Genomic DNA, 23775 nt, shown 5'->3' with positions numbered 1-23775 from the left:
CTAACCATTGGTCAAAGCCTTCCAAATCAACGATTTGGAAGGCTTTTTTATTGGTGCCGCAGATCAATCGGGTTTTATCGGGGCGGCAATGCGCTCGATGGGTGATCTGCCACGGGGGCAGTACGTACATGCCATGTGCTGTCGTTTGCACGAGCGAACGTTGCCCCAATGGTTCTTTCGCGGGCGCCGGTGGAAAGGCTACTGGCAAACCTCGTTGTGGGCACCTAATGGCGTGCGCCACCGGTGGCGGTGCCGCGGGATGCTGTCTGACGGTGCCACAGCCTCTTGGACCACGCAAAGAGCGCGGTGTGGAATTTACAACGGTGGTAAGCGAGCGTTTTCGCTCGCGTCCCCGTCCACTTCCCCAGGAGCACACATGAACTCATTGACTTCTCAGCCGACGAGCGCACAACCGGTTGACCCAGACCTTGCCGAGCAGGCTGTTCCCGGGCATGGTGTGCCGTCCCAGGATCCGACTCCCGCAGCCCAGGTTGGGCTCACTCCCGAAGAGACCGAGCGGGAATCGAAGTCTGCCTTGATCGGTGGCGGTGTTGTGGCGGGTTCGGCTGCGGGTGCGGCCGTTGGTGCCGTGGTTGCAGGTCCGGTTGGTGTCTTGGTCGGTGGCACGCTTGGCGCAGTGGCTGGCGCGATCAGTGGCGGTGCCGCCGGCGAGCTGACGAATCCGGAAGGCACGGTCGATGCAGACGTTGCGCCCACAGTTACCGACGCCACCAAAGACCGCAGCCTGCCTCGCTGAATTGCGTGGTGAGCCAGCCCGGATTTAGTGACGCATGCGGTGGCAGCGCACCAAAGCACACTCCCACTCGCGCGATTGCTGCCGCCATGGTGCAAGGTCGGTGGGAATAGCCCGCTCGGACTCATCAGGGTATTCCTTTGCCGGAGAGGGGGCTATCACTCTCTAGAATCTGCTGCACTGCAATAAATGGGCCTTGCGCCCGAGGAGTCCGTAGTGCCCGACAAGAAAAGCGCCCCCGCCGCCAAGACAGCGCAGCGCGTGATCAAGAAATACCCGAACCGCCGCCTCTACGACACCGATACCTCTACCTACATCACCCTGGCCGAAGTGCGTCAGCTCGTCATGGCCCACCAGAATGTGGTGGTGCGCGATGCCAAGACGGGCGAAGACCTCACGCGCAGCATTCTGCTGCAGATCATCCTCGAAGAAGAGGCTGGTGGCGCACCCATGTTTACCGAGGCGGTGCTGGCCAACATCATCCGTTTCTATGGCCATGCGATGCAGGGCTTCATGGGGGCCTACCTGGAAAAGAACGTGCAGGCTTTCACTGATGTGCAGGCCAAGCTGGCCGAACAGTCGCAAAACGTCACACCCGAAATGTGGGCGCAGTTCATGAGCCTGCAGTCGCCCATGCTCAAGGGCATGATGGGCAACTACGTGGAGCAATCGCAATCGATGCTCAACCAGATGCAGGAGCAGATGCAAAAGCAGACCGAGCAGATGCTGGGTGCCTTTGGTCTCAAGCGCTGATTTGCGCCTCAATCCCAATGTCCGGACTGCCGGGTCGCCGGAACTGGGACAATACGGGAATATGAGCGAAGCACTCTCCCCCACAAAAGCCCCCAAGGTCGGGTTTGTCAGCCTCGGCTGCCCCAAGAATCTGACCGACTCCGAACTCATCCTCACGCAACTCAGCGCCGAGGGTTACCAGACCGCCAAGACCTTTGAAGGCGCGGACCTGGTCATCGTCAACACCTGCGGCTTCATCGACGATGCCGTCAAAGAGAGCCTGGACACCATTGGCGACGCCCTGGCCGAGAACGGCAAGGTGATCGTCACCGGCTGCCTCGGCGCGCGCTCGGGCGAGGGCGGTGGCAACCTGGTGCAGCAAATGCACCCCAGCGTGCTGGCCGTGACCGGCCCGCAGGCCACGCAGGAGGTGATGGACGCCGTGCACCGCAACCTGCCCAAACCGCACGACCCCTTTCTCGACCTGGTACCCGGCGCCTTTGGCGAGGCGGGCATCAAGCTCACGCCGCGCCACTACGCCTACCTGAAGATCAGCGAGGGCTGCAACCACCGCTGCACCTTCTGCATCATCCCGTCCATGCGCGGCGACCTGGTGTCGCGCCCCATTGGCGATGTGCTGAAAGAGGCCCGGGCGCTGTTTGAAGGCGGCGTCAAAGAGCTGCTCATCATCAGCCAGGACACCTCGGCCTACGGCGTGGACGTGAAATACCGCACCGGCTTCTGGGATGGCAAGCCCGTCAAGACGCGCCTGCTGGAGCTGGTGCAGTCCCTGGGTGAAATGGCCGCGCCCTACGGTGCCTGGGTTCGCCTGCACTACGTGTACCCGTACCCGAGCGTGGACGAGATCATTCCGCTGATGGCGCAAGGTTTGGTGCTGCCCTACCTGGACGTGCCTTTCCAGCACAGTCACCCCGACGTGCTCAAGCGCATGAAGCGCCCGGCCAGCGGCGAGAAGAACCTCGATCGCATCCAGCGCTGGCGCGAGGCCTGCCCCGAGCTGGTGATCCGCAGCACCTTTATTGCGGGCTTCCCCGGCGAGACCGAAGAGGAGTTTCAGCACCTGCTCGACTTCATGCGCGAGGCGCAGATCGACCGCGCGGGCTGCTTTGCCTACAGCGACGTGAATGGCGCCGAGGCCAACAACCTGCCAGGCATGCTGCCCCTGGAGGAGCGCGAGGCGCGCCGCGCGCGCTTCATGGCAGTGGCCGAAGAGGTTTCGGTGGCCAAGCTGCAGCGCCGCGTGGGCGCAACCATGCAGGTACTGGTGGACCACGCCCCCGCCATGGGGCGCAAGGGCGGCGTGGGCCGCAGCTACGCTGATGCGCCCGAGATTGACGGCACCGTGCAGTTGCTGCCGCCCGAAAAAATCAGCAAGCAGATGAAGGTGGGCGAGTTCACCCGCGCACGCATTGTGGGTGTGCAGGGCCACGACCTGGTGGCGCAGCCCATCTAAAAAGTGAGCAGCTAGCGGTTTTCTCCATTGGATTTCATGCTGTTTTTACATTGAAACCGTTGATTGGAAAGCGCTACCAGCTCATTTTTCAATAGCACTGGTGAAGTACTGCCATGGCACCAACCAGCGCCACGCCAGCAGGCACACCAAGAAAAAAGGCCTCCCGAGGGAAGCCTTTTTGCTGCATGAGACATGCTTACACGCGCTTGCGGTATTCGCCGGTGCGGGTGTCGATTTCAATCTTGTCGCCTTGCGATACGAACAGCGGCACGGGCACTTCGAAGCCGGTGGCAATCTTGGCGGGCTTGAGCACCTTGCCGGACGTGTCGCCCTTGACGGCGGGTTCGGTCCAGGTGATTTCGCGCTCGACGCTGGTGGGCAGTTCGACCGAGATGGCCTTGCCGTCGTAGAACACCACTTCCAGCGTCATGCCGTCTTCCAGGTAGTTCAGTGCGTCGCCCATGTTTTCGGCTTCGACTTCGTACTGGTTGAACTCGGTGTCCATGCAGACATACATGGGGTCGGCAAAGTAGGAGTAGGTGCACTCCTTCTTGTCCAGGATCACGTTGTCGATCTTGTCGTCGGCCTTGAACACGTTTTCAGTGCCGAAGTTGCCGATCAGGCTTTTGAGCTTCATGCGCACGGTGGCAGCGCCGCGACCGCCGCGTGCGTATTCGGTCTTGAGGACGACCATGGGGTCCTTGCCGTGCATGATGACGTTGCCGGCGCGGATTTCTTGAGCGATTTTCATAGCAGGTTGCTTGGGTTGGGGCCGCTCAACGCGCTCGCTGGTGGCCTTCAGGGAAGAAGGCGCGCCGTGCCGATGCATGTTCCGCGGCGAAAATGCGCAAAGGCGGGGCACCGGTGTGCCGCGCCTTGTTTGCGCAAAGCCTTGGATTTTACCGTTTTTCGCGCACAAAGCGCCAAAGTTGCGCCACCAGGTTGTCCTGCATCAGCAGTTGTGCGCGGGCCGCCTGCACGCAGGCCGTCCATTCGGCCAGGGTGACAGCGTCGGGCATCACCAGCGGTGTGTTGTCCAGCCCGTTCCAAGCAGCGTGAAACCGCCGCAGCGAGGGCGGGGCTTTCAGCCAGTCGAGAAAAGCCATGAGTTTGTCGTGGTGGGCGTTGTCGTGCTGCGGGTAAATCTGCCACACCAGCGCCTGCCCGGCCCACAGCGCCCGCACCAGGGAGTCCTCGCCGCGCACCAGGTTCAGGTCGCAGGCCCACAGCATGTCGTCAAACGCAGGTTGGGTGCAGTGGGGAAGATACGAAATGGATAGCAGATCGCGCTTTTCCATCAAGGGCTGGCAGCCGTTTTCGTTAAATAAATGGCCCACGGCGTTGTACACGGCCTGCGTGGCACGGCCGGGCGTGACGAGAAGGTGCGTGGGGGTTTTGGTGCATTGCGCCAGCAAGTCGGGCAGGGCCGGGGGCTCATAGCAAAAAAGCGAGATCCAGCGTTGCGGATCGAGCGTACTGACGTCACTGGCGTCACAAGGGTCACTGATAGCACTGGCAGCCTGCGCGGCACGCCAGGCGGTGGCGTCCATCGCGTTGCGGCGCTCCAACAGGTCCGGTTCGCGCAGCAGGCCGCCCGTGCCAGCGGTGAATCCGGGGTAGAAAAACCAGCGTGTCCATCCCGCGGCCGGGCCTGAGAGGATGGGCGAGGGCAGGCGGTGGTTGCGCTCCACATAGCCTTCTGCGGACAGGTATTCAAGATTGATCCAGACGGGTTTTTGGCCCCTTGTGCTTGCCTGGTAAGCGCTAAAAGCTATGAATTCAGGAGCAATTTCGCAACCGAAGGCCTCCAGCATCACATCGGGTGGCGTCTCGTGCGCGGCCGGCACGGGCGAGCCCCAGGCACGCACCTCTACCCCCGGGCAGCCTTCGGGCGCCATCCACTGCAGGGCCGAAGCGTCGTCCACCCACAGGCGTACCTGCTGGCCTTGCCCGGCCAGTTGTGTGGCCAGGCGCCAGCAGACGCCGATGTCGCCAAAGTTGTCGATCACGCGGCAAAAAATGTCCCACTGCAGGGGGGCGAGGGGCTGGTTCATGGCAGGGTGGTGGGGCGTTGTGGGTTGCGCAAGTGGTCCACCAGCAGGCGCGCAACGCTGGACAGGGATTCTTCGGTGCGCACGCCCAGCACCAGTCTGCGCTGGGCCCAGGGCTCGTTCAGCGTGACAGCCCGGATTGCCAGCGTGCCCTTGTACAGCGCGGCACTGCCGCGCGGCATGACGCCAATGCCCAGGCCGGCGGCCACCATCAGGCACAGCGCGTCGTAGCTGGTGACCTGGATGCGCAACCTGAGCGGCAAGCCCGCCTCGGCGGCTGCGCGCGTGAGCTGGTTGTTGATGGCGCTGCCCGGGTGCACCCCGACAAAGTCAAAAGCCAGTGCCTCGGTCATGGCAACCGCCTTGCGCCGCGCCAGCGCGTGGCCCGTGGGCACCACCAGCACCAGTTCGTCGGTGCGGTAAGGCAGCAGCGTGATGCGGTCGCCGTAGTTGCCATCGTTCAGGATGCCCACATCGGCGGCGTTTTCGGCCACCGACTGGGCTATGGATGTGCTGATCTGCTCCTGCAGGCGCACGTCCACCTGCGGGTGCAGCGCCAGAAAGCTTTGCAGCTCGCCGGGCAGAAACTGTGTGATGGCCGATATGTTGGCCACCACGCGCACATGGCCGCGCACGCCAGTGCCGTATTCGCGCATCTGGCTGGCAATGCCATCGAGGTCATTGAGCACGCCGCGCGCCATGTGCAGCAGGGCAAACGCCGCAGCCGTTGGCTCTGTGCCCCGGTTGCTGCGGGTGAACAGCTCTACCTGCAGCGCGGCCTCCAGGTCGGCCAGGCGGCGGCTGACGGCCGACGCGGCCAGGTGTTCGCGCGCGGCGGCGGCGGCGATGGTGTTTTCTTCCATCACGGCAACAAACAGGCGCAGGGAGACGGGATCGAGTTTCATGGGGTGCTGATGGTAACCACCCGGCCCGCCAGCCATGCTGGATTGCGATGGCAGCTTCGTGCATCAGCGTTTTACGGGCGGGGCGGGTGTGCGCATGATGCGGGCCAAACCCACACGGGCAGCGCGCCCACGGAGACCCCACTGCATGGAATCGTCGCAATCTTTTTCGGCCCCACCCCATGGCATTTCACCCGCCGCCCTTGCCGGTGTGCGCGTAGTGGAAATGGGCCAGCTCATCGCCGGCCCGTTTTGCGGCAAGACGCTGGGCGAGTTTGGCGCCGATGTCATCAAGATCGAGGCACCCGAGACCGGAGACCCGCTGCGCAACTGGCGCCTGATCAAGGAAGGCACCTCGGTGTGGTGGCAGGTGCAGTCGCGCAACAAGCGCTCGGTGGCGCTGGACCTGCGCCAAAAGGAAGGGCAGGCCATCGCCCGCCAGCTGATAGCCGAGGCCGATGTGCTGGTCGAGAACTTTCGCCCGGGCACGCTGGAAGGCTGGGGCATGTCGCCGCAAGAGCTGCACCAGCTCAACCCCGGCCTGGTGATGCTGCGCATCTCGGGCTACGGCCAGACCGGCCCCTACCGCGACCTGCCGGGCTTTGGCGCCATTGGTGAGGCGATGGGTGGCCTGCGCCATCTGACGGGCGAGCCCGGCCGCGTGCCGGTGCGCGTGGGCGTGTCGATTGGCGACACGCTGGCGGCGCTGCACGGCACCATCGGCGTGCTCACGGCGCTGTACCACCGCAAGGTCAACGGCGGCCAGGGCCAGGTGATCGACGTGGCGCTGCACGAGGCGGTGTTCAACGTGATGGAAAGCCTGATCCCCGAATACAGCGCCTTTGGCGTGGTGCGCGAGGCCGCAGGCAGCGCACTGCCAGGCATTGCGCCGTCCAACGCCTACCCGTGCCAGGACGGCTGGGTGCTGGTTGCGGGCAATGGCGACAGCATCTTCAAGCGGCTGATGGACACCATCGGACGCCCTGACTTGGGCGCTGCGCCCGACCTGGCCGACAACGCGGGCCGCGTGGCCCGGGTGCAAGAGCTCGATGCCGCCATTGGCGCCTGGAGCGCGCAGCGCACGGTGCAGCAGGTGCTCGATGCCCTGGGCAATGCCCGCGTGCCCGCAGGCAAGGTCTACACCGCCAAAGACATTGCCGAAGACCCGCACTACCGCGCCCGTGACATGCTGCTATCGCAAACCACGCGCGACGGCTTCACGGTGCAGGTGCCCGGCATCGTGCCCAAGCTCTCGGCCACGCCCGGCACCATCCGCAGCAGCGCGCCGCACCTGGGTGACGACACCGACGCCGTGTTGGCCGAAGCGGGTTTGTCGGATGAACAGATTGCGCTGCTGCGCAGCAAAGGGGTGATTCAATGAGTCCATCCAGCACGGTGTGGCAAGGTGCGGGGCGCCGCATCCACATGCAGGAAGTGGGCACGCGCGACGGCTTGCAGATGGAGCAGGCCTTTGTGCCCACCGAGGAAAAAATTGCACTGGTCAATGCGCTGTCGAATGCGGGGCTTTCCAAGATCGAGGTGACCTCGTTCACCTCGCCCACCGCCATCCCGGCGCTCAGGGATGCCGAGATCGTCATGCGCGAGATCACGCGCCTGCCAGGCACCGTGTACACCGCCCTGGTGCCCAATTTGCGCGGTGCCGAGCGTGCCATCGAGGCGCGCACCGACGAGTTGAACCTCGTCATGTCGGCCAGCGATACGCACAACATTTCCAACCTGCGCATGACGCGCGAGCAGTCTTTTGCCAGCCTGGCGCAGGTGGTTGCCACGGCGCAGGCCGCACAGGTGGCGGTGAATGTGTCGCTGTCGTGCGTGTTTGGGTGCCCCATGGAGGGCAATGTGCACGCGTCCGCCGTGTTCGATTGGGTGCAGCGTTTTGCCGACCTGGGCGTGCGCGGCATCACGCTGTGCGACACGACGGGCATGGCGTATCCGACCCAGGTGCACCAGCTCACCACTGCGGCGCGCGCGCGCTGGCCGGGCATGGATTTCACGCTGCACTTTCACAACACGCGAGGCATGGGGCTGGCCAATGTGCTGGCGGCCATTGATGCGGGAGCCGACCGGTTTGATGCCTCGCTGGGCGGGCTGGGCGGCTGCCCCTACGCGCCGGGCGCGTCGGGCAATGTGTGCAGCGAGGAAATCGTGCACGCGCTGCAGCTCATGGGCTACGACACGGGGGTGGACCTGACCCGGCTGGTTGCCGCAGCGCAGCGCCTGCCGGCCCTGATTGGCCACGATATTCCCAGCCAGATCGTCAAGGCGGGCCAGCGCCTGACGCTGCACCCGGTGCCTGCGGACTTTGAAGCCATTCGCGAACGGGCGCTGGCGCGCTGAGCGCCGATGTGCGAACGGTTCGCCGTGCTTGCCTTGTTTTATCCATAACACCAGGAGACAAAAACCATGACCCACCCCACGATGTCCCGCCGCATTTTTGCTGCTGCCGTGCTGTGCTCGGCCGCTTTCACGGCGAGCGCGCAAGACAAGTTTCCGTCCAAACCCATCACGGTGGTGGTGCCGCAGGCCGCAGGCGGTGCCAACGATGCGATTGCCCGCGTGGTGGCGCAAAAACTCGGCGAGCAGCTGGGCCAGAGCGTGGTGGTGGAGAACCGCCCTGGTGCAGGTGGCACCCTGGCCACGGGCACCACGGCCCGCGCGCGCAACGACGGCTATACGCTGCTGCTCACATCCGACAGTGCGCATGTGATTGGCCCCGCGATCTACAAGAACCCGGGCTTTGACCCGGTGAAAGACTTTGCGCCCGTCGCGCCCATTGCCACGGCCGGTTATGTGCTGGTGGCGCACCCCTCATTCCCAGGCAACACGGTGGCCGAGCTGGTCACGCTGGCCAAGGCCAGCCCCGGCAAGTATTCGATTGCCTCGGCGGGCAACGGCACGCTGAACCACCTGATTGGCGAGATGCTGCAAAAGGCCGCGGGCATCCAGTTACAGCACATTCCCTACAAGGGCTCGGCCGCTGCCGCCACCGATGTGGTGGGCGGGCAGGTGCCGCTGTCGGTGCAGAGCCTGCCGTCGGCCATTGCCTTCATCAAGGCAGGCAAGCTCAAGGTGGTGGGCGTGGTCAACGAAAAGCGCGTGGCGGCTCTGCCTGATGCGCCAACGATTGGCGAAACCATCAAGGGCTTTGGCCAGGCCCCCTGGTATGCGTTGTTTGCCCCGGCCGGCACGCCCACGCCCATCGTGGCGCAGCTGCAGGCCGAGGTGGCCCGCGCGCTGGAGCACAAGGACGTGGTCGAGAAACTGGCCGCCGTGGGTTGCGAGCCTTTCAAGGGCACAGCCGCCCAGCTGGGGGCGCTGGTGCAGGCTGACCTGCCCAAGTGGAGCCGCGTGGTCAAGGACACCGGTGCCACGGTAGATTAAGCGAGTGGGCGCGGGCTTCAGAGCCATCGCCCAACCGACAGTATTCAACAACAGTGAAAACGGAGACATCGCATGAAAACCAATCGCAAGCAATTCACCACCCTGGCCATCGCCGCGCTGGCCATGGGCCTGGGCAGTGCCGCCTGGGCGCAGGGCGCCTATCCCACCAAGACCGTGACCATGGTGGTGCCCACGGCCGCAGGGGGCACCACCGACCTGTCGGCGCGCATGGTGGCGCAGGCACTGGCGCCCGTGCTGGGCCAGTCGGTGGTGGTGGACAACAAGGGCGGTGGCAACGGCAACATTGCGGCCAGCATCGTCAAGCGGGCCGAGACCGATGGCTACACCCTGCTCATGCAGTACTCGGGCTACCACGTGATCTCGCCCCACCTGACCAAGGTGGCGCAGTGGGCGCAGAGCGACTTTCAGCCCATTGCCAACGTGATCTCGGCGCCGCAGATCATTGTGGTGCGTGCCGACCTGCCGGTGAAGACGCTGCCCGAGTTGATTGCCTACGCCAAGGCCAACCCGGGCAAGCTGAACTACGCATCGTCGGGCAACGGCTCGTTGCAGCACGTGACGGGCGCCATGCTGGAGCAGCAGGGCGGCATCAAGATGGTGCACGTGCCCTACAAGGGCACAGGCCCGGCCCTGCAAGACCTGCTGGGTGGCCAGGTAGACCTGACCTTTGGCACCGCGCCGCCCTACATGCCCCATATCCAGTCGGGCAAGCTGCGTGTGCTGGCCGTCACCGGCAAGGAGCGCCTGCCCAGCCTGCCCGATGCACCCACCACGGCCGAGGCGGGCTACCCCGGCGTGAATGCCACATCGTGGTTTGCGCTGTTCGCGCCTGCTGCCGTGCCAAAGCCCGTCATCGACAAGCTGGCCGCCGACCTGCGCACCGTGGTGCAAAGTGCGGCATTCAAGCAGAAGGCGCAGGAGCAGGGCGCCACGGCCGACTACCTGGGCCCGCAGCAGCTGGGCGAGCGCGTGAAGGCCGATCTGGCCAACTGGGCTGGCGTGGTGAAAAGCTCGAAAATCGAAGCCGAGTAATGGTAAAAATGGCTGCTGGCGCTTAATGGGTAAGCGCTGGTAGCTATTAAAATAATAGCATTCTGTTTTTTGATTCCCGGGTAGTACCTGGTGCGCGGCCACAATAGGCACCATGTCTGATCTGCATTCCGAAGAACTGCTGGCGCAGGTCGCTGCGCTGCCCGCGCTGCCCGGTGTTTACCGCTATTTTGACGCGCAGGATGCGCTGCTGTATGTGGGCAAGGCGCTCAACCTCAAGCGCAGGGTATCGAGCTATTTTCAAAAGAACCATGGCGGCACGCGCATCGGCCACATGGTCGGCAAGATCGTGCGCATGGAGACCACGGTGGTGCGCTCGGAGGCCGAGGCGCTGCTGCTCGAAAACAACCTCATCAAGACGCTGAACCCCAAGTTCAACATCCTTTTTCGGGACGACAAGAGCTACCCCTACCTCAAGATTACGGGCACCGCCAACGCCACGGGCGATGCGCCGGGCCAGGTGTTTCCGCGCATGGCCTATTACCGCGGCGCGGTGGACAAAAAGCACCGCTACTTCGGCCCCTACCCCAGCGCCTGGGCGGTGAAGGAGACCATCCAGCTGCTGCAAAAGGTGTTCCGGTTGCGCACTTGCGAGGACACGGTTTTTGCCAACCGCACGCGGCCCTGCCTGCTGTACCAGATCAAGCGCTGCACGGGGCCCTGCGTTCAGCTCATCTCGCCCGAGGCCTATGCGGCCGACGTGATGCACGCCGAGGCACTGCTGCGCGGCGAAACCCAGGAGCTGCTGCAGGCGCTGGAGGCGCGCATGATGGCGCATTCGGACAAGCTGGAGTTTGAGCAGGCTGCGGAGCTGCGCAACCAGATGCAGGCGCTGTCACGCGTGCTGCACCAGCAAGCCATCGAAACCGCTGACGACAAGGACGTGGATATTTTGGCCGTGCGCGTGCAGGGCGGCCGTGCTTGCGTGAACCTGGCCATGGTGCGCGGCGGGCGGCACCTGGGCGACCGGCCTTATTTTCCGGTGCATGTGGAAGATGCCGCCGGGGTTTTTGCGCAAGAGAGCGACGAGGAGACCCCGCCAGACGCCCAGCCACTGCGGCCCGTGGAAGCGCTGGTGCTGGAGGCCTTTATCGGCCAGCACTACATCGGCGTGCCCGTGCCGCCGCTGCTGGTCACCAGCGTGCCGGTGGACAAGGCCCTGTTGGCAGCGCTGACCGAGCAAAGCGGCCTGCGCGTGAGCGCCATCCACCAGCCACGCGAACAGCGCCGCGCATGGCTCGACATGGCGCAAAAAAACGCCGACCTGCAGCTGGCCCGTCTGCTGGCCGAAGAGGGCTCGCAGCAGGCGCGCACCCGTGCCCTGGCCGAGGCGCTGGACTTGCCGCCCGAAGACCTGGACCAACTCACCATCGAGTGCTTCGACATCTCGCACACGGCGGGCGAATCCACGCAGGCATCGTGCGTGGTGTTTCACCACCACAAGATGCAGAGCAGTGAATACCGCCGTTACAAGATCGAAGGCATCACCGGCGGCGATGACTACGCCGCCATGCGCCAGGTGCTCACGCGCCGCTACAGCAAGGTGGCCGAAGCCGCGCGCGAAGCCGGTGGCATCGACTTTGCGGCCCATCCCGCGCCAGGCGGGCAAGAGGCCGCCAGGCCCAAAGGCGTGGCGCGCCTGCCCGATCTGGTGCTGATCGACGGTGGCAAGGGCCAGGTTGGCGTGGCGCGCGAGGTGTTTACCGCACTGGGGCTCGACCTCACCCGCATCGTGGGCGTGGAAAAAGGCGAGGGCCGTAAGGTGGGCCTGGAAGAGCTGGTGTTTGCCGATGGCCGCGAGAAGATTTACCTGGGCAAGGACTCGGCCGCGCTGATGCTGGTGGCGCAGATTCGCGACGAGGCCCATCGTTTTGCCATCACCGGTATGCGTGCCGCGCGCGCCAAGGTGCGTGTGGGTGGCGGCCAGCTCGAAGAAATTGCTGGTGTGGGCCCCAAGAAGCGCGCCCGCCTGCTGCAGCGCTTTGGGGGCGTGCGGGGCGTGGCGATGGCCAGCGTGGAAGACCTGGTGACGGTGGACGGCATTTCGCGGGAACTCGCTGAAGAGATCTATCGCGCACTGCGCTGATGTCTCCATGCCAGCGTGACACAATCACACCATGTTTTTCACCATTCCCACCATCATGACCTGGACGCGCATCGTCGCGATACCTTTGATCGTGGGGGTGTTTTACGCGCCGCTCGACCCGGCCACACGCAATCTCATCGCCACCGTGATGTTCGTGGTGTTTGCCGCCACCGACTGGCTCGATGGCTTTCTGGCCCGCAAGCTCAACCAGACCTCTTCGTTTGGCGCCTTTCTCGATCCCGTGGCCGACAAGTTTCTGGTGTGCGCATCGCTTTTGGTGCTGGTGCATCTGCAGCGCGCCGATGTGTTCGTGGCGCTCATCATCATCGGCCGCGAAATCGCCATATCGGCCCTGCGCGAATGGATGGCGCAGATCGGCGCCAGCAAGAGCGTGGCGGTGCACATGATCGGCAAGCTCAAGACCGCAGTGCAGATGACGGCCATCCCGTTCCTGCTGTACGACGGGCACCTGTTTGGCGTGATCGACACGGGGGTGTGGGGCACCTGGCTCATCTGGGCATCGGCCGTGCTCACAGTGTGGTCGATGGTGTATTACCTGCAAAAGGCGCTCCCCGAGATTCGGGCACGCGTCAAATAATATTTAAGTCTTTTGTGCCTCTGGCGCTTGATAGATAAGCGCTAGTAGCTATATTTTCAGGAGCGTTTGAATGGCGAAACATCGCATTGCTGTCGTGGCTGGTGACGGCATTGGCAAAGAGGTCATGCCCGAAGGCCTGCACGTGATGGACGCCGCGGCCCGCAAGTTTGGCATTGACCTGCAGTTCGACCACTTCGATTTTTCGAGCTGGGACTACTACGAGAAGCACGGCAAGATGCTGCCCGACAACTGGAAGGACCAGATCGGCGGCCATGAGGCAATTTACTTTGGTGCGGTGGGCTGGCCCGAGAAAATTGCCGACCATGTTTCCCTGTGGGGCTCGCTGCTGCTTTTTCGCCGCGAGTTCGACCAGTACATCAACCTGCGCCCCGCGCGCCTGATGCCCGGCGTGATTGCCCCTGTGGTGCGGCGCGATGGCTCGCCCCGCCTGCCGGGTGAAATCGACATGCTGATCGTGCGCGAAAACACGGAGGGCGAGTATTCCAGCATTGGTGGCCGCATGTACGAAGGCACCCCGCGCGAGATCGTGATGCAAGAGACAGTGATGTCACGTTACGGCGTGGACCGCGTGCTGAAGTTCGCCTTTGAGTTGGCGCAGTCGCGCCCCAAAAAGCACCTGACCAGCGCCACCAAGTCCAACGGCATCGCCATCACCATGCCCTACTGGGACGAGCGTGTGGCCGAGATGGCCAAGGCGTATCCCGATGTGAAGGTGGACAAGTTCCATATCGACATCCTCACCGCACACTTTGTGCAGCGTCCCGACTTCTTTGATGTGGTGGTGGCCAGCAACCTGTTTGGCGACATCCTCTCGGACCTGGGCCCGGCCTGTACCGGCACCATTGGTATTGCGCCCAGCGCCAACCTGAACCCTTCACGCACCATGCCTTCGCTGTTTGAGCCCGTTCACGGCTCGGCCCCCGACATCGCGGGGCAGGGCATTGCCAACCCCATCGGGCAAATTTGGTGCGGCGCGATGATGCTCGACTTTCTTGGCTACCGCGCCGCGCACGACGCTGTGGTGGGGGCCATCGAGGCCGTGCTCGATCCGAAAAGTGGCGGCCCCCGTACCCCGGATCTCGGTGGAAAAGCCTGCACCCGGGATCTGGGGCGCGCCATCGCGTCAGCGCTGTAACCGTCAACACTGGCATGGTGTCAATCGGGAATGTTGCCCATGCAGCGGCTTTGATACAAAAGCGCCCTGCAAGCCCCGTCGCACCGTGAAATGCGACTAGAATTGTTTACTACGCTGCTACAAACCAGCGTGTTGTATTGACACCCGGAAACTCGATGGCTTTAATCTGATGCAGCAGCGCCTGCTGCACATGCCAGTCATTCCCCCGTCTGATGCCCGCCAGCCCCGAGGGTTGTGCTTTCGGACGTGTGAAGACCAGATATCCGCGAGACATTCCACCAACTCTTTTCCGAGAGGCTTCTTGTGAACAAAACCGAACTGATTGAGCACATCGCTACCAACGCCGACATCTCCAAGGCCGCTGCAGCGCGTGCCTTGGAATCCACGATTGAGGCCGTCAAGAAGACCCTGAAGAAGGGCGGCACTGTCTCGCTCGTCGGTTTCGGCACCTTCGCAGTTGGCAAGCGTGCAGCTCGCACTGGTCGCAATCCCCGCACCGGCGCTGCGATTAAAATCAAAGCTGCTAAAGTTCCAAAGTTTCGTCCAGGCAAGGCATTGAAAGACGCCTTGAATTGATGTCCAGTTAGGTCGGGGTCCTTAGCTCAGTTGGTAGAGCGGCTCCTTTACACGGAGTAGGTCGGCGGTTCGAGACCGTCAGGACCCACCACCACCGAACAAAGGCGAACGAAAGTTCGCCTTTTGTTTTTTTGTCACTGAAAGATCGACCATGTTTGAATCCATCCGCAAGCACTCCAAGATCGTGATGCTCTTGCTGTTCTTGTTGATCATTCCATCGTTTGTGCTTGTGGGCATCGACAGCAATTACTTCTCCGAAACCGGCGTTGTTGTTGCTCGTGTTGATGGTCAAGACATCAAGCAGACCGATTGGGACAACGCCCACAAGATGGAGACAGACAGAATCCGCGCCCAGTCGCCTGGCGTGGATGCAAAGCTGCTTGACTCGCCTGAGGCGCGCTATGCCACGTTGGAGCGCATGGTGCGAGACCGGGTTTTTCAGGCCGCCGCCCAGAAAATGCACCTCGTCACCAGCGACAGCCGCCTGGCGCGCAGTCTGCAAGAGATTCCTGCCATTGCCGAGCTCCGCCGCCCCGACGGTTCCCTGGATGCCGAGGCGTACCGTGCACTGGTCGGTGCCCAGGGGCTGACGCCTGAAGGCTTCGAAGCCAATGTGCGTCGGGATATTTCGGTAAACCAGGTCGTGGGTGGGGTGATGGGGTCCACCTTCAGCACCGATGCGCAGGTCAAGCTGTCGCTGGATGCCTTGTACCAGCGCCGCGAAGTGCAGATTGCGCGCTTCAACCCGGCGGATTTTTCTGGCAAGGTGACCCCAACCGATGCCGATCTGGAGAGCTACTACCAGACCCATACCGCTGATTTCCAGCAGGCTGAGCAGGCGGCGGTGGAATACGTGGTGCTGGACATCGACAGTGTGCGGGCGGGCATCACGCTGAACGAAGACGACCTGCGCACCTATTACAAGGAAAACGTAGCCCGTCTTGCAGGCAAGGAAGAGCGTCGCGCCAGCCATATTCTGATCAATGCGCTCAAGGATGCCCCTGCGGCAGACCGAGAAAAAGCCAAGGCCCGTGCAACCCAGTTGCTCGAGCAGGTACGCAAGGCCCCCGCCACTTTTGCGGAAGTTGCCAAAAAATCCTCCGAAGACACCGGGTCTGCTGCGACGGGCGGCGACCTGAATTTCTTTGGGCTGGGCGCCATGGTCAAGCCCTTTGAAGACGCAGCGTTTGCGATGAAAAAAGGGGATATCAGTGAAGTGGTGGAAACCGATTTCGGGTACCACATCATTTTGCTGACAGACATCAAGACCCCCCGCCAACCGAGCTTCGAAGAGCTGCGCCCCTCGATGGAAGCAGAGCTCAAGCAACAGCAAGCCCAGCGCAAATTTGCCGAGGTGGCCGAATCGTTTGCGAATGGCGTCTATGAGCAATCCGACAGTCTCAATCCCGTGGCCGAAAAGCTTCAACTCAAGGTCATGACGGCCTCGGGTGTCACCCGCACGCCGGCACCAGGAACCACGGGCCCCTTGGCAAACGGCAAGTTGCTGGAGGCGCTTTTCTCGTCGGATTCCATCGAGAACAAACGCAACACCGAAGCCGTGGAAATCGGCCCCAGCCAGATGGCAGCCGCCCGCGTCAGCACCTACACCGCTGCTCGCACCCTCCCTCTGGATGAGGTGCGCCCGCGCGTGCGCAGTCTGTACATCGCCGAAAAATCGGCCGAGCTGGCCCGCAAGGAAGGCGAAGCCAAGCTGGCGGCATGGAAATCCGCGCCCGACAATGCCGCAGGTTTGCTGCCTGCCATCGTTGTCTCGCGTGACCAACCCCAAAATCAGCCAAGGCCTTTAGTGGATGCGGTATTGGGCGCCAATACAGCCACCCTGCCAGCCTGGGTGGGTGTGGATCTGGGAGCCCAGGGATACGCCGTGGCCAAGGTCAATCGACTGGTTCCACGTGAGACACCCAACGAGCAAATCGCTCTACAAGAGCGTCAGCAATACCTGCAGTGGTGGAGCAATGCAGAAGGGCTGGCCTATTACGAACTGTTGAAAGACCGTTTCAAGGTTCAGATCAAGGTGCCACGCCCACAGGTCACGTCGGGTTGATTGGAAATTTGACTATTTTTGAGTGAAGCCCGTTTTCTCGGGCTATAATACAAAGCTACGGTGGCTGTAGCTCAGTTGGTAGAGTCCAGGATTGTGATTCCTGTTGTCGTGGGTTCGAGCCCCATCAGCCACCCCAAAATTCGATAGAGGCGCTCCAAGGGTTTGATTTCATCAGAAATCAAACCCTTTTTGCTGGGGGCATCAGTCTGGTTGTTTCACCGCCTGTCACACACGGTCAGACAGACCATGAAAACAAGCGCACTAGCAATTGACCAACGGGATAAGCGCGGAAACATTTACGTCCGACTTCATCACCTTGGTGCCATACGTTTTACCCACTTCTTTGCATCTAACGCACCTCATCCGAAGTCGCGTGTTGCCTCTCCCTGAGCGACGTGCGCTGCCATCTGTTGGGTTGCAGTGTCTGCGACGAAGGAGTCATGAAGCGCCCATATGCACGCGCTAAACACCAGTCGCGCAGGCAAAAAAAAGCCCGATCCTGGGATCGGGCTTTAAAAGGATCGCTGAAACGGGGGTTTCGAGAGGATCCAAGGAGACAACTGGATGCCCCGTTGCCAGGGCGATGTCCGTATTATCAGGGAAATCCCTGATGGCTGGCCAGAGTTCGCACTCTGCAGCGCAGCGATGTTTTGCTTAACGCTTGCGGGGAGTGGCCGACTTGGCAGCATCGGCAGCGGTGCTGGCGACGGCATTGAAGTTGGCTTCGGCAACGTCAGAAGCTTGCTTGACGGCCTTTTGCACCGACTCGAAAGCGTTGTTGGCAGCGGCCACGGCGCTCTTCATCACAGCGACGGCAGTTTCAGAGCCGGCGGGGGCGTTCTTTGCAGCGCTGTCCACCAGGGTGGTAAATGCCTTTTGGGCATCGGTGGTTTGCGATTCGAGGGCCTTGCCGAACTCGGCGCCGGTGCCAGAAGCGATGTCATACAGGTGACGGCTATAGGCGGCGGTCTTTTCAGCCAGAGGCTGGAACAGGCCAGCTTGCAGTGCCAGCAGTTCTTGTGCGTCTTTCACGCCCAAGACAGCCTGGGTGTGCTGGGCGGCTTCCGACAGGGCAGCGCGCGAAGCGGTCACGTTCAGTTCAACCAGCTTTTCCACGCCTTCGAACGCCTTGGTGGTCAGGCCGAACAGGGTTTCGATGTTGGCTTTGTGGGATGCCAGGATTTGTTCTGCGGTCAGCGACATGTCATATCTCCTAAAAAATGGAACCCGGATGGGTCAGGGTGGCTTACAGACATCTGCGCTGACCTTGACTCGGTAAAGCCATGTTGCAGTGCAGCATGGGTTGAATTTTAGGGGCTCACCGTTCAATTGCAAGCATTTTTTGTTGCAATGCAGCATATTAGGGGCTACTCCCCAGCGCGGGCGGGATTGCCACAATCGTGTCATGCATGCCTATTACGCAGACCATTTTGTGTTGCCCCTGCCTGATGGGCACCGCTTTCCCATGGCGAAATACCGCCTGCTGCGTGACCGGCTGGAGCAGCAATTGCCTCAGGCGCTGCTCCAGGTGGCTCCCCCCGCATCAGATGCCGAGCTGGCCCTGGCCCACACGCCAGGCTACATCCAGGCGATCGCTGCCGGCACCCTGCCTGCAGCGGCACAGCGAGAGATCGGTTTTCCGTGGTCCGAGGAGATGGCCGAGCGTGCCCGGCGCTCGGTGGGCGCCACCATTGCGGCGTGCCGCGTGGCCCTGCGAGAAGGGTTGGCGGGCAATCTGGCCGGCGGCACGCACCACGCCTATGCCGACAAAGGCAGCGGATTTTGCGTGTTCAACGACGTTGCGGTGGCCGCACGCCTCATGCAGTCCGAATGGCAGCGTGCGTGCGGCGCTGGCACGGCGCAGCCGCTGCGCGTAGCGGTCATCGACCTGGACGTGCACCAGGGCAACGGCACGGCGCATATCTTTCGCGGCGATGCCAGCGTGTTCACGCTGTCGCTGCACGGGGCGCGCAACTTTCCGTTTCGCAAGGAGGCGGGCGACCTGGATGTGGAATTGCCCGATGGCTGTGCGGACGATGAATACCTGCAGGCGCTGGAGCAGTCGCTGGATTTGCTGGACCAGCACTTTGCACCCGGGCTGGTGCTGTATCTGGCGGGTGCTGATCCCCATGTGGGTGACCGGCTTGGCCGCCTTGCCCTGAGCCACGACGGGCTGGAGGCCCGTGACCGCCGGGTGTTCGACTGGGCGTGGCAGCGCCGCGTGCCACTGGCCTTCACGATGGCCGGGGGCTATGGCCGTGACATGGCCGACACCCTGCAGGCGCAGCTGGCCACCTGGAGGGTGGCCCTGCAATACCACGCGCGCTGGCAGAATGGGCGGCCATGACCACTGCCACCACTTCCCTGGCTGCTCAGCCTGCCCAGCCAGCGCGCCCTGCGCCGCAACCGCGCAGCGCCTATCGGGCCTTCCGCCCCATCAGCACCCGCTGGATGGACAACGATGTCTACGGCCATGTGAACAATGTCGTGTATTACAGCTGGTTCGACACGGCCGTTAACGCCCACTTGATAGAGCAGGGCGTGCTGGACATCCACGCCGGTGAAACCATTGGCCTGGTGATCGAAACCCAATGCAATTATTTTGCCCCACTGGCGTTTCCGCAGACGGTGGAGGCGGGCATCCGTGTGGCGCGGCTGGGGGGCTCCAGCGTGCGTTATGAGGTGGGGTTGTTTGCCCAGGGCGAGCCGTTGTGCGCCGCCGCCGGGCATTTCATCCATGTTTATGTGGACCGCGCCACGCGCCGTCCTGTGCCGGTGCCCGACCCGCTGCGTGCCGTGCTGCAGGCGCTGGTGGTTGCCGTTTGAAAAAATTGCTATATAAAGCATAGCTGCTTGCGCTTTATGTGCAAGCGCTAGAGGCATCTTTGACACATATCTGGCAACCGGGGGCGTTCAGTGTCTCTGAAGGGTGGCTGTACGCGCCTGATGGCCTACACTTTGGGCTCCCTGGTCTCACCAGCGATGGTTTCTGCACCCCCGGGCCGCCCCGCCGTGGCCCCGTTCCACCATGATCATTACCAGCCTGCTCGACACCGATCTGTACAAGTTCACCATGATGCAGGTGGTGCTGCACCAGTTTCCGGGGGCGCAGGTTGAATACAAATTCAAGTGCCGCAACCCCGGCGTGCAGCTGGCGCCTTTTGTGGCCGAGATTCGGGCAGAGATCCGGTCGCTGTGCAGTCTGCAGTTTCAGGATGACGAGCTCGCTTACTTGCGCTCGCTGCGTTTCATCAAGAGCGATTTTGTGGATTTTCTCGGCCTGTTCCGGCTGAACGAGAAATACATCACCGTCACGCCGCAGCCCTCGGGTGAGATCGACATCACCATCCGCGGGCCCTGGCTGCACACCATCCTGTTCGAGATTCCGGTGCTGGCCATCGTGAACGAGGTGTACTTTCGCAATACGCAAAAGGTGCCTGATTTCCCCGAGGGCCGCCGGCGCCTTGACACCAAGATTGCGCAGCTGCAAGCCGAGGGCCTGGCCGACCTCAAGATTGCCGACTACGGCACGCGCCGGCGCTTCAGCCGCGCATGGCACGAGGAGCTGCTGCGCGTGCTGGTGGCCCGCCTGGGCACGGGCGACCGCCGCCCGGGGGCACCGCCTGGTCCGGGCCAGTTTGCGGGCACCAGCAATGTGCTCTATGCCATGAAGCTGGGCGTGACGCCGCTGGGAACCATGGCGCACGAATACCTGCAGGCCTGCCAGGCGCTCGGCCCGCGCCTGCGCGACAGCCAGGTGTTCGGCTTTGAAATGTGGGCCAAGGAATACCGGGGCGACCTGGGCATTGCGCTGTCCGACGTGTATGGCATGAGCGCCTTTCTGCGCGACTTCGACCTGTATTTCTGCAAGCTCTTTGACGGCGCCCGGCATGACAGCGGCGACCCGTTTGCCTGGGGCGAGCGCCTGCTCGACCACTACCGCAAGAACCGCGTGGACCCGCTGACCAAAACACTGATCTTCAGTGACGCCCTCACGGTGCCGCGCACCATCGAGCTGTACCAGCAGTTCCGGGGGCGCTGCCAGCTGGCGTTTGGCATTGGCACCAACCTCACCAACGACCTCGGTTACGAGCCGCTGCAGGTGGTCATCAAGATGACGCGCTGCAACGACCAGCCGGTGGCCAAGGTGTCTGACGCGCCCGGCAAGGGCATGTGCGATGACGAAAAATACCTGGCCTACCTGCGCCAGGTATTCGAGATTCCCTCGGTGCCCTGATGACGTAAAACACGCTGCCCACTCCGTGCGTGGCCAAAGCCCACGCTCAACAAGAACGAAAGAAGGAGACAAATCCATGAAGATTTCACGCTGGTTGACCTCGATCGCCCTGTTCGCGTTGCCTGGCCTGGCCTTTGCCGCCGACCTTGATGGCGGCAGCATTTCGATGTTGTGGGGCGTGCCGTTTGCCGGCCTGTTGCTGTCGATTGCGCTGGTGCCCCTGTTCGCCCCCATTTTCTGGCACCACCATTTTGGCAAGGTGGCGGCGGCCTGGGGGCTGGCGTTTCTGGTGCCGTTTGCCGTGGTGTTTGGCCCCGGGGTGGCTGGCGCCAGCTTCGTGCATGCGCTGCTGGCCGAATACATTCCCTTCGTCATTTTGCTCACCGCGCTGTTTGCGGTGTCGGGTGGCATCTACATCCGCGGCAACCTGCATGGCAGCCCGGGGCTCAACACGGCCATCCTGGCCATTGGCGCCGTGCTGGCCAGTTTCATGGGGACTACGGGGGCATCGATGCTGCTGATTCGCCCCCTGATCCGCGCCAACGACAACCGCAAGCATGTGGCCCATGTGGTGGTGTTCTTCATCTTCATCGTGTCGAATGCGGGTGGCTCGCTCACGCCGCTGGGTGATCCGCCGCTGTTTCTGGGCTTTTTGAAAGGCGTGGATTTCTTCTGGACGGTAGGGCACATCTACCAGGAGACGCTGTTTCTGGTAGGCGTTTTGCTGGTGCTGTTTTATGCGCTTGACAGCTGGTACTACCGCCGCCACAAAGAGGTGACACCGCAAGACCCGACGCCCGACACCCGCGATATTGGTTTTGATGGCAAGGTCAACTTTGCCTTGCTGGGTGGGGTTGTGGCGCTGGTGCTGCTCAGCGGATTCTGGAAGTCGTCCGTGGTGTTCAACATCGCGGGTACCGAGGTGGGATTGCCCGGCATCGTGCGCGATGTGGGCCTGGTCATCGTCACGCTGGCCTCGCTCTGGCTCACGCCGAAAAAAGTCCATGCCGACAACCAGTTCGGCTGGGGCCCCATGCAGGAGGTGGCCAAGCTGTTTGCGGGCATCTTCCTGACCATCATTCCCGTGATCGCCATGCTCAAGGCGGGCCTCAACGGGCCGTTTGGCGCCATCGTGGCCGCCGTCACGCGGCCTGACGGATCGCCCGATCCGGCGATGTATTTCTGGGCCACCGGTGCGCTGTCTTCGTTTCTGGACAACGCCCCCACTTACCTGGTGTTCTTCAATACCGCCGGGGGCGATCCGGCCGTGCTCATGACCACGCTGGCCCCCACGTTGGCCGCTATTTCGGCAGGCGCCGTGTTCATGGGCGCCAACACCTACATCGGCAACGCGCCCAACCTGATGGTCAAAGCCATTGCCGAAGACCGCGGCGTGAAGATGCCCAGCTTCTTTGGCTACATGCTGTGGTCCGGTGGCATCCTCGTGCCCTTGTTCATTGTCATGACCTTCATCTGGTTCAAGTGAAGTACATCCCCCTGAGCGACTTTGCCGCTTCCCCCTTCTCTCGCATCGCTACGCGCTGCGGGAAGGGGGACGCCGCCCTCGCTGCAGGGCGGCCCTTGCTCGGCGGCCCCGGCCTGGATCGCGCCAGTTTCATCAGCTGTGATTGACGCACAACACATTGGAGAAGAAAAATGAGCAAGCCCCGCATCCTGGTTGCCCGCGCGATTTTTCCTGAGGTGGTGGAGCGCCTGGCGCAGCATTTCGAGGTCGAATCCAACCCCGATGATGTGATCTGGTCTCCCCACGAGCTGGCCGCGCGGCTGGCCGACAAGGACGGCGCCTTCACCACCGGCAGCCAGCGCATCGACGCCGCCCTGATCGCTGCCGCGCCGCGCCTGAAAATCGTGGCGAACATGGCTGTGGGCTACAACAACTTTGATGTAGATGCCATGACCGCCGCCGGCGTGCAGGGCACCAACACCCCCGACGTGCTGACCGAAACCACGGCCGACTTCGGCTTTGCGTTGCTCATGGCCACGGCCCGCCGCCTGACCGAGAGCGAACATTTCCTGCGCGCCGGCAAGTGGACCACCTGGCGCTACGACATGTTTGCGGGCAGCGACATCCACGGCAGCACGCTGGGCATCATTGGCATGGGCCGCATCGGGCAGGGCATTGCCAAGCGCGGGGCGCACGGCTTTGGCATGAACGTGGTCTATCACAACCGCTCGCGCCTCGCGCCCGCGCTGGAAGCCGAATGCAAGGCCCGCTATGTCGAAAAAGACGAGCTGCTGCGCACGGCCGACCATGTGGTGCTGGTACTGCCCTACACCCCCGCATCGCACCACACGATTGGCGCGGCCGAGCTCGCGCTGATGAAGCCCACGGCCACGCTCATCAACATTGCGCGCGGCGGTATCGTGGACGACGCGGCCCTGGCCGTGGCGCTGCGTGAACGGCGCATTGCGGCGGCGGGCCTGGATGTGTTCGAGGGCGAGCCCAGCGTGCACCCCGATCTGCTGACGGTGCCCAATGTGGTGCTCACGCCGCACATCGCCAGCGCCACCGTGCCCACGCGCCTGGCCATGGCCAACTTGGCGGCCGACAACCTGATCGCCTTCTTCGCCGGGCGCGGCCCGCTCACGCCGGTGAACCAGCCGGCTGCGATGCGATCTGCCTGAAATTTGAATCAAATTGGCCTCTAGC

The 23775-nt window shown here is 62.8% G+C and carries 21 protein-coding genes and 2 tRNA genes; 19 read left to right on the top strand and 4 right to left on the bottom strand.

The genetic code is table 11. The features are described from left to right. Nucleotides 1–376 precede the first annotated feature (376 nt). The 3 genes from K226_RS0113785 (at nt 377) to rimO (ending at nt 2960) form a co-directional block, all read left to right on the top strand. Nucleotides 377–757 carry a hypothetical protein gene (locus K226_RS0113785; protein ID WP_024815375.1) on the top strand — a complete coding sequence of 127 codons (381 nt, stop codon included), beginning with the start codon at nt 377–379 and terminating at the stop codon, nt 755–757. Nucleotides 758–943: 186 nt separating this feature from the next. Continuing rightward, complete coding sequence (phaR, locus tag K226_RS0113780) at nt 944–1507, top strand: polyhydroxyalkanoate synthesis repressor PhaR (RefSeq protein ID WP_051463489.1); 564 nt, start codon at nt 944–946, stop codon at nt 1505–1507. 61 nt (nt 1508–1568) lie between these two features. After that, the gene (rimO, locus tag K226_RS0113775; RefSeq protein ID WP_024815373.1) at nt 1569–2960 is read left to right on the top strand and encodes a 30S ribosomal protein S12 methylthiotransferase RimO; all 1392 of its coding nucleotides are present in this window, start codon (nt 1569–1571) and stop codon (nt 2958–2960) included. 196 nt (nt 2961–3156) lie between these two features. Here the strand turns inward: rimO and efp are convergent, their stop codons facing one another. From efp to K226_RS0113760, 3 genes are all read right to left on the bottom strand, one after another. Then, nucleotides 3157–3711: an elongation factor P gene (gene efp, locus K226_RS0113770; protein ID WP_024815372.1), complete on the bottom strand. Its 555-nt coding sequence runs from the start codon at nt 3709–3711 to the stop codon at nt 3157–3159. 148 nt (nt 3712–3859) lie between these two features. Beyond that, a complete protein-coding gene (earP, locus tag K226_RS0113765) occupies nt 3860–5014 on the bottom strand; it encodes an elongation factor P maturation arginine rhamnosyltransferase EarP (RefSeq protein ID WP_024815371.1) in 1155 nt (384 codons plus the stop codon). Further along, complete coding sequence (locus K226_RS0113760) at nt 5011–5916, bottom strand: LysR family transcriptional regulator (protein WP_024815370.1); 906 nt, start codon at nt 5914–5916, stop codon at nt 5011–5013. Before K226_RS0113760 ends, earP begins: the two co-directional genes overlap by 4 nt. Before the next feature lie 145 nt (nt 5917–6061). Between K226_RS0113760 and K226_RS0113755 the strand changes: the two genes are divergently transcribed. The 11 genes from K226_RS0113755 (at nt 6062) to K226_RS0113705 (ending at nt 17003) form a co-directional block, all read left to right on the top strand. Beyond that, complete coding sequence (locus K226_RS0113755) at nt 6062–7294, top strand: CaiB/BaiF CoA-transferase family protein (protein ID WP_024815369.1); 1233 nt, start codon at nt 6062–6064, stop codon at nt 7292–7294. Then, entirely contained in the window at nt 7291–8271 is a 981-nt protein-coding gene (locus tag K226_RS0113750; RefSeq protein WP_024815368.1) for a hydroxymethylglutaryl-CoA lyase, read from the top strand. The genes K226_RS0113755 and K226_RS0113750 overlap by 4 nt, the downstream gene beginning before the upstream one ends. A 66-nt stretch (nt 8272–8337) precedes the next feature. Then, nucleotides 8338–9315 carry a tripartite tricarboxylate transporter substrate binding protein gene (locus K226_RS0113745; protein WP_024815367.1) on the top strand — a complete coding sequence of 326 codons (978 nt, stop codon included), beginning with the start codon at nt 8338–8340 and terminating at the stop codon, nt 9313–9315. A gap of 72 nt (nt 9316–9387) precedes the next feature. Continuing rightward, nucleotides 9388–10368 (top strand): tripartite tricarboxylate transporter substrate binding protein, encoded by a 981-nt coding sequence (locus K226_RS0113740; protein ID WP_024815366.1) that lies wholly within the window; start codon nt 9388–9390, stop codon nt 10366–10368. A 112-nt stretch (nt 10369–10480) separates the two neighbouring features. Beyond that, nucleotides 10481–12472, top strand: coding sequence for an excinuclease ABC subunit UvrC (uvrC, locus tag K226_RS0113735; protein ID WP_024815365.1), 1992 nt, complete (start codon nt 10481–10483; stop codon nt 12470–12472). A 31-nt stretch (nt 12473–12503) separates the two neighbouring features. Continuing rightward, nucleotides 12504–13070, top strand: a complete 567-nt coding sequence (pgsA, locus tag K226_RS0113730) for a CDP-diacylglycerol--glycerol-3-phosphate 3-phosphatidyltransferase (RefSeq protein ID WP_024815364.1) — start codon at nt 12504–12506, stop codon at nt 13068–13070. Between the two features lie 70 nt (nt 13071–13140). Then, complete coding sequence (locus tag K226_RS0113725; protein WP_024815363.1) at nt 13141–14226, top strand: tartrate dehydrogenase; 1086 nt, start codon at nt 13141–13143, stop codon at nt 14224–14226. Nucleotides 14227–14529: 303 nt separating this feature from the next. Beyond that, nucleotides 14530–14802 carry an HU family DNA-binding protein gene (locus K226_RS0113720; protein ID WP_024815362.1) on the top strand — a complete coding sequence of 91 codons (273 nt, stop codon included), beginning with the start codon at nt 14530–14532 and terminating at the stop codon, nt 14800–14802. A 15-nt stretch (nt 14803–14817) separates the two neighbouring features. Continuing rightward, nucleotides 14818–14893 (top strand) — tRNA-Val (locus K226_RS0113715). Nucleotides 14894–14953: 60 nt separating this feature from the next. After that, complete coding sequence (locus K226_RS0113710; protein ID WP_024815361.1) at nt 14954–16867, top strand: SurA N-terminal domain-containing protein; 1914 nt, start codon at nt 14954–14956, stop codon at nt 16865–16867. Nucleotides 16868–16927: 60 nt separating this feature from the next. Further along, nucleotides 16928–17003, top strand: a tRNA-His gene (locus tag K226_RS0113705). 518 nt (nt 17004–17521) lie between these two features. On the opposite strand, the gene K226_RS0113700 is transcribed toward K226_RS0113705, so the two are convergent. Further along, nucleotides 17522–18070 (bottom strand): phasin family protein, encoded by a 549-nt coding sequence (locus K226_RS0113700; protein WP_024815360.1) that lies wholly within the window; start codon nt 18068–18070, stop codon nt 17522–17524. Nucleotides 18071–18272: 202 nt separating this feature from the next. Here K226_RS0113700 and K226_RS0113695 point away from each other — a divergent pair, with 202 nt between their 5' ends. The 5 genes from K226_RS0113695 to K226_RS0113670 all read left to right on the top strand — a co-directional run bounded on the left by K226_RS0113695 (nt 18273) and on the right by K226_RS0113670 (nt 23750). After that, entirely contained in the window at nt 18273–19214 is a 942-nt protein-coding gene (locus K226_RS0113695; RefSeq protein WP_024815359.1) for a histone deacetylase, read from the top strand. Continuing rightward, nucleotides 19211–19693, top strand: a complete 483-nt coding sequence (locus K226_RS0113690) for a thioesterase family protein (RefSeq protein ID WP_024815358.1) — start codon at nt 19211–19213, stop codon at nt 19691–19693. The genes K226_RS0113695 and K226_RS0113690 overlap by 4 nt, the downstream gene beginning before the upstream one ends. Before the next feature lie 202 nt (nt 19694–19895). Beyond that, a complete protein-coding gene (pncB, locus tag K226_RS0113685; RefSeq protein ID WP_024815357.1) occupies nt 19896–21104 on the top strand; it encodes a nicotinate phosphoribosyltransferase in 1209 nt (402 codons plus the stop codon). A 76-nt stretch (nt 21105–21180) separates the two neighbouring features. After that, nucleotides 21181–22590 carry a sodium:proton antiporter gene (locus K226_RS0113680; protein ID WP_024815356.1) on the top strand — a complete coding sequence of 470 codons (1410 nt, stop codon included), beginning with the start codon at nt 21181–21183 and terminating at the stop codon, nt 22588–22590. A 170-nt stretch (nt 22591–22760) separates the two neighbouring features. Further along, nucleotides 22761–23750 carry a D-glycerate dehydrogenase gene (locus K226_RS0113670; protein ID WP_024815355.1) on the top strand — a complete coding sequence of 330 codons (990 nt, stop codon included), beginning with the start codon at nt 22761–22763 and terminating at the stop codon, nt 23748–23750. Nucleotides 23751–23775 lie beyond the last annotated feature (25 nt).

The organism is Acidovorax sp. JHL-3 (assembly GCF_000526295.1).
GTDB lineage: Bacteria > Pseudomonadota > Gammaproteobacteria > Burkholderiales > Burkholderiaceae_C > Acidovorax > Acidovorax defluvii.
The sequence above is the reverse complement of the archived record's forward strand: the minus strand, read 5'-3'. Positions and strand labels throughout refer to the sequence as shown.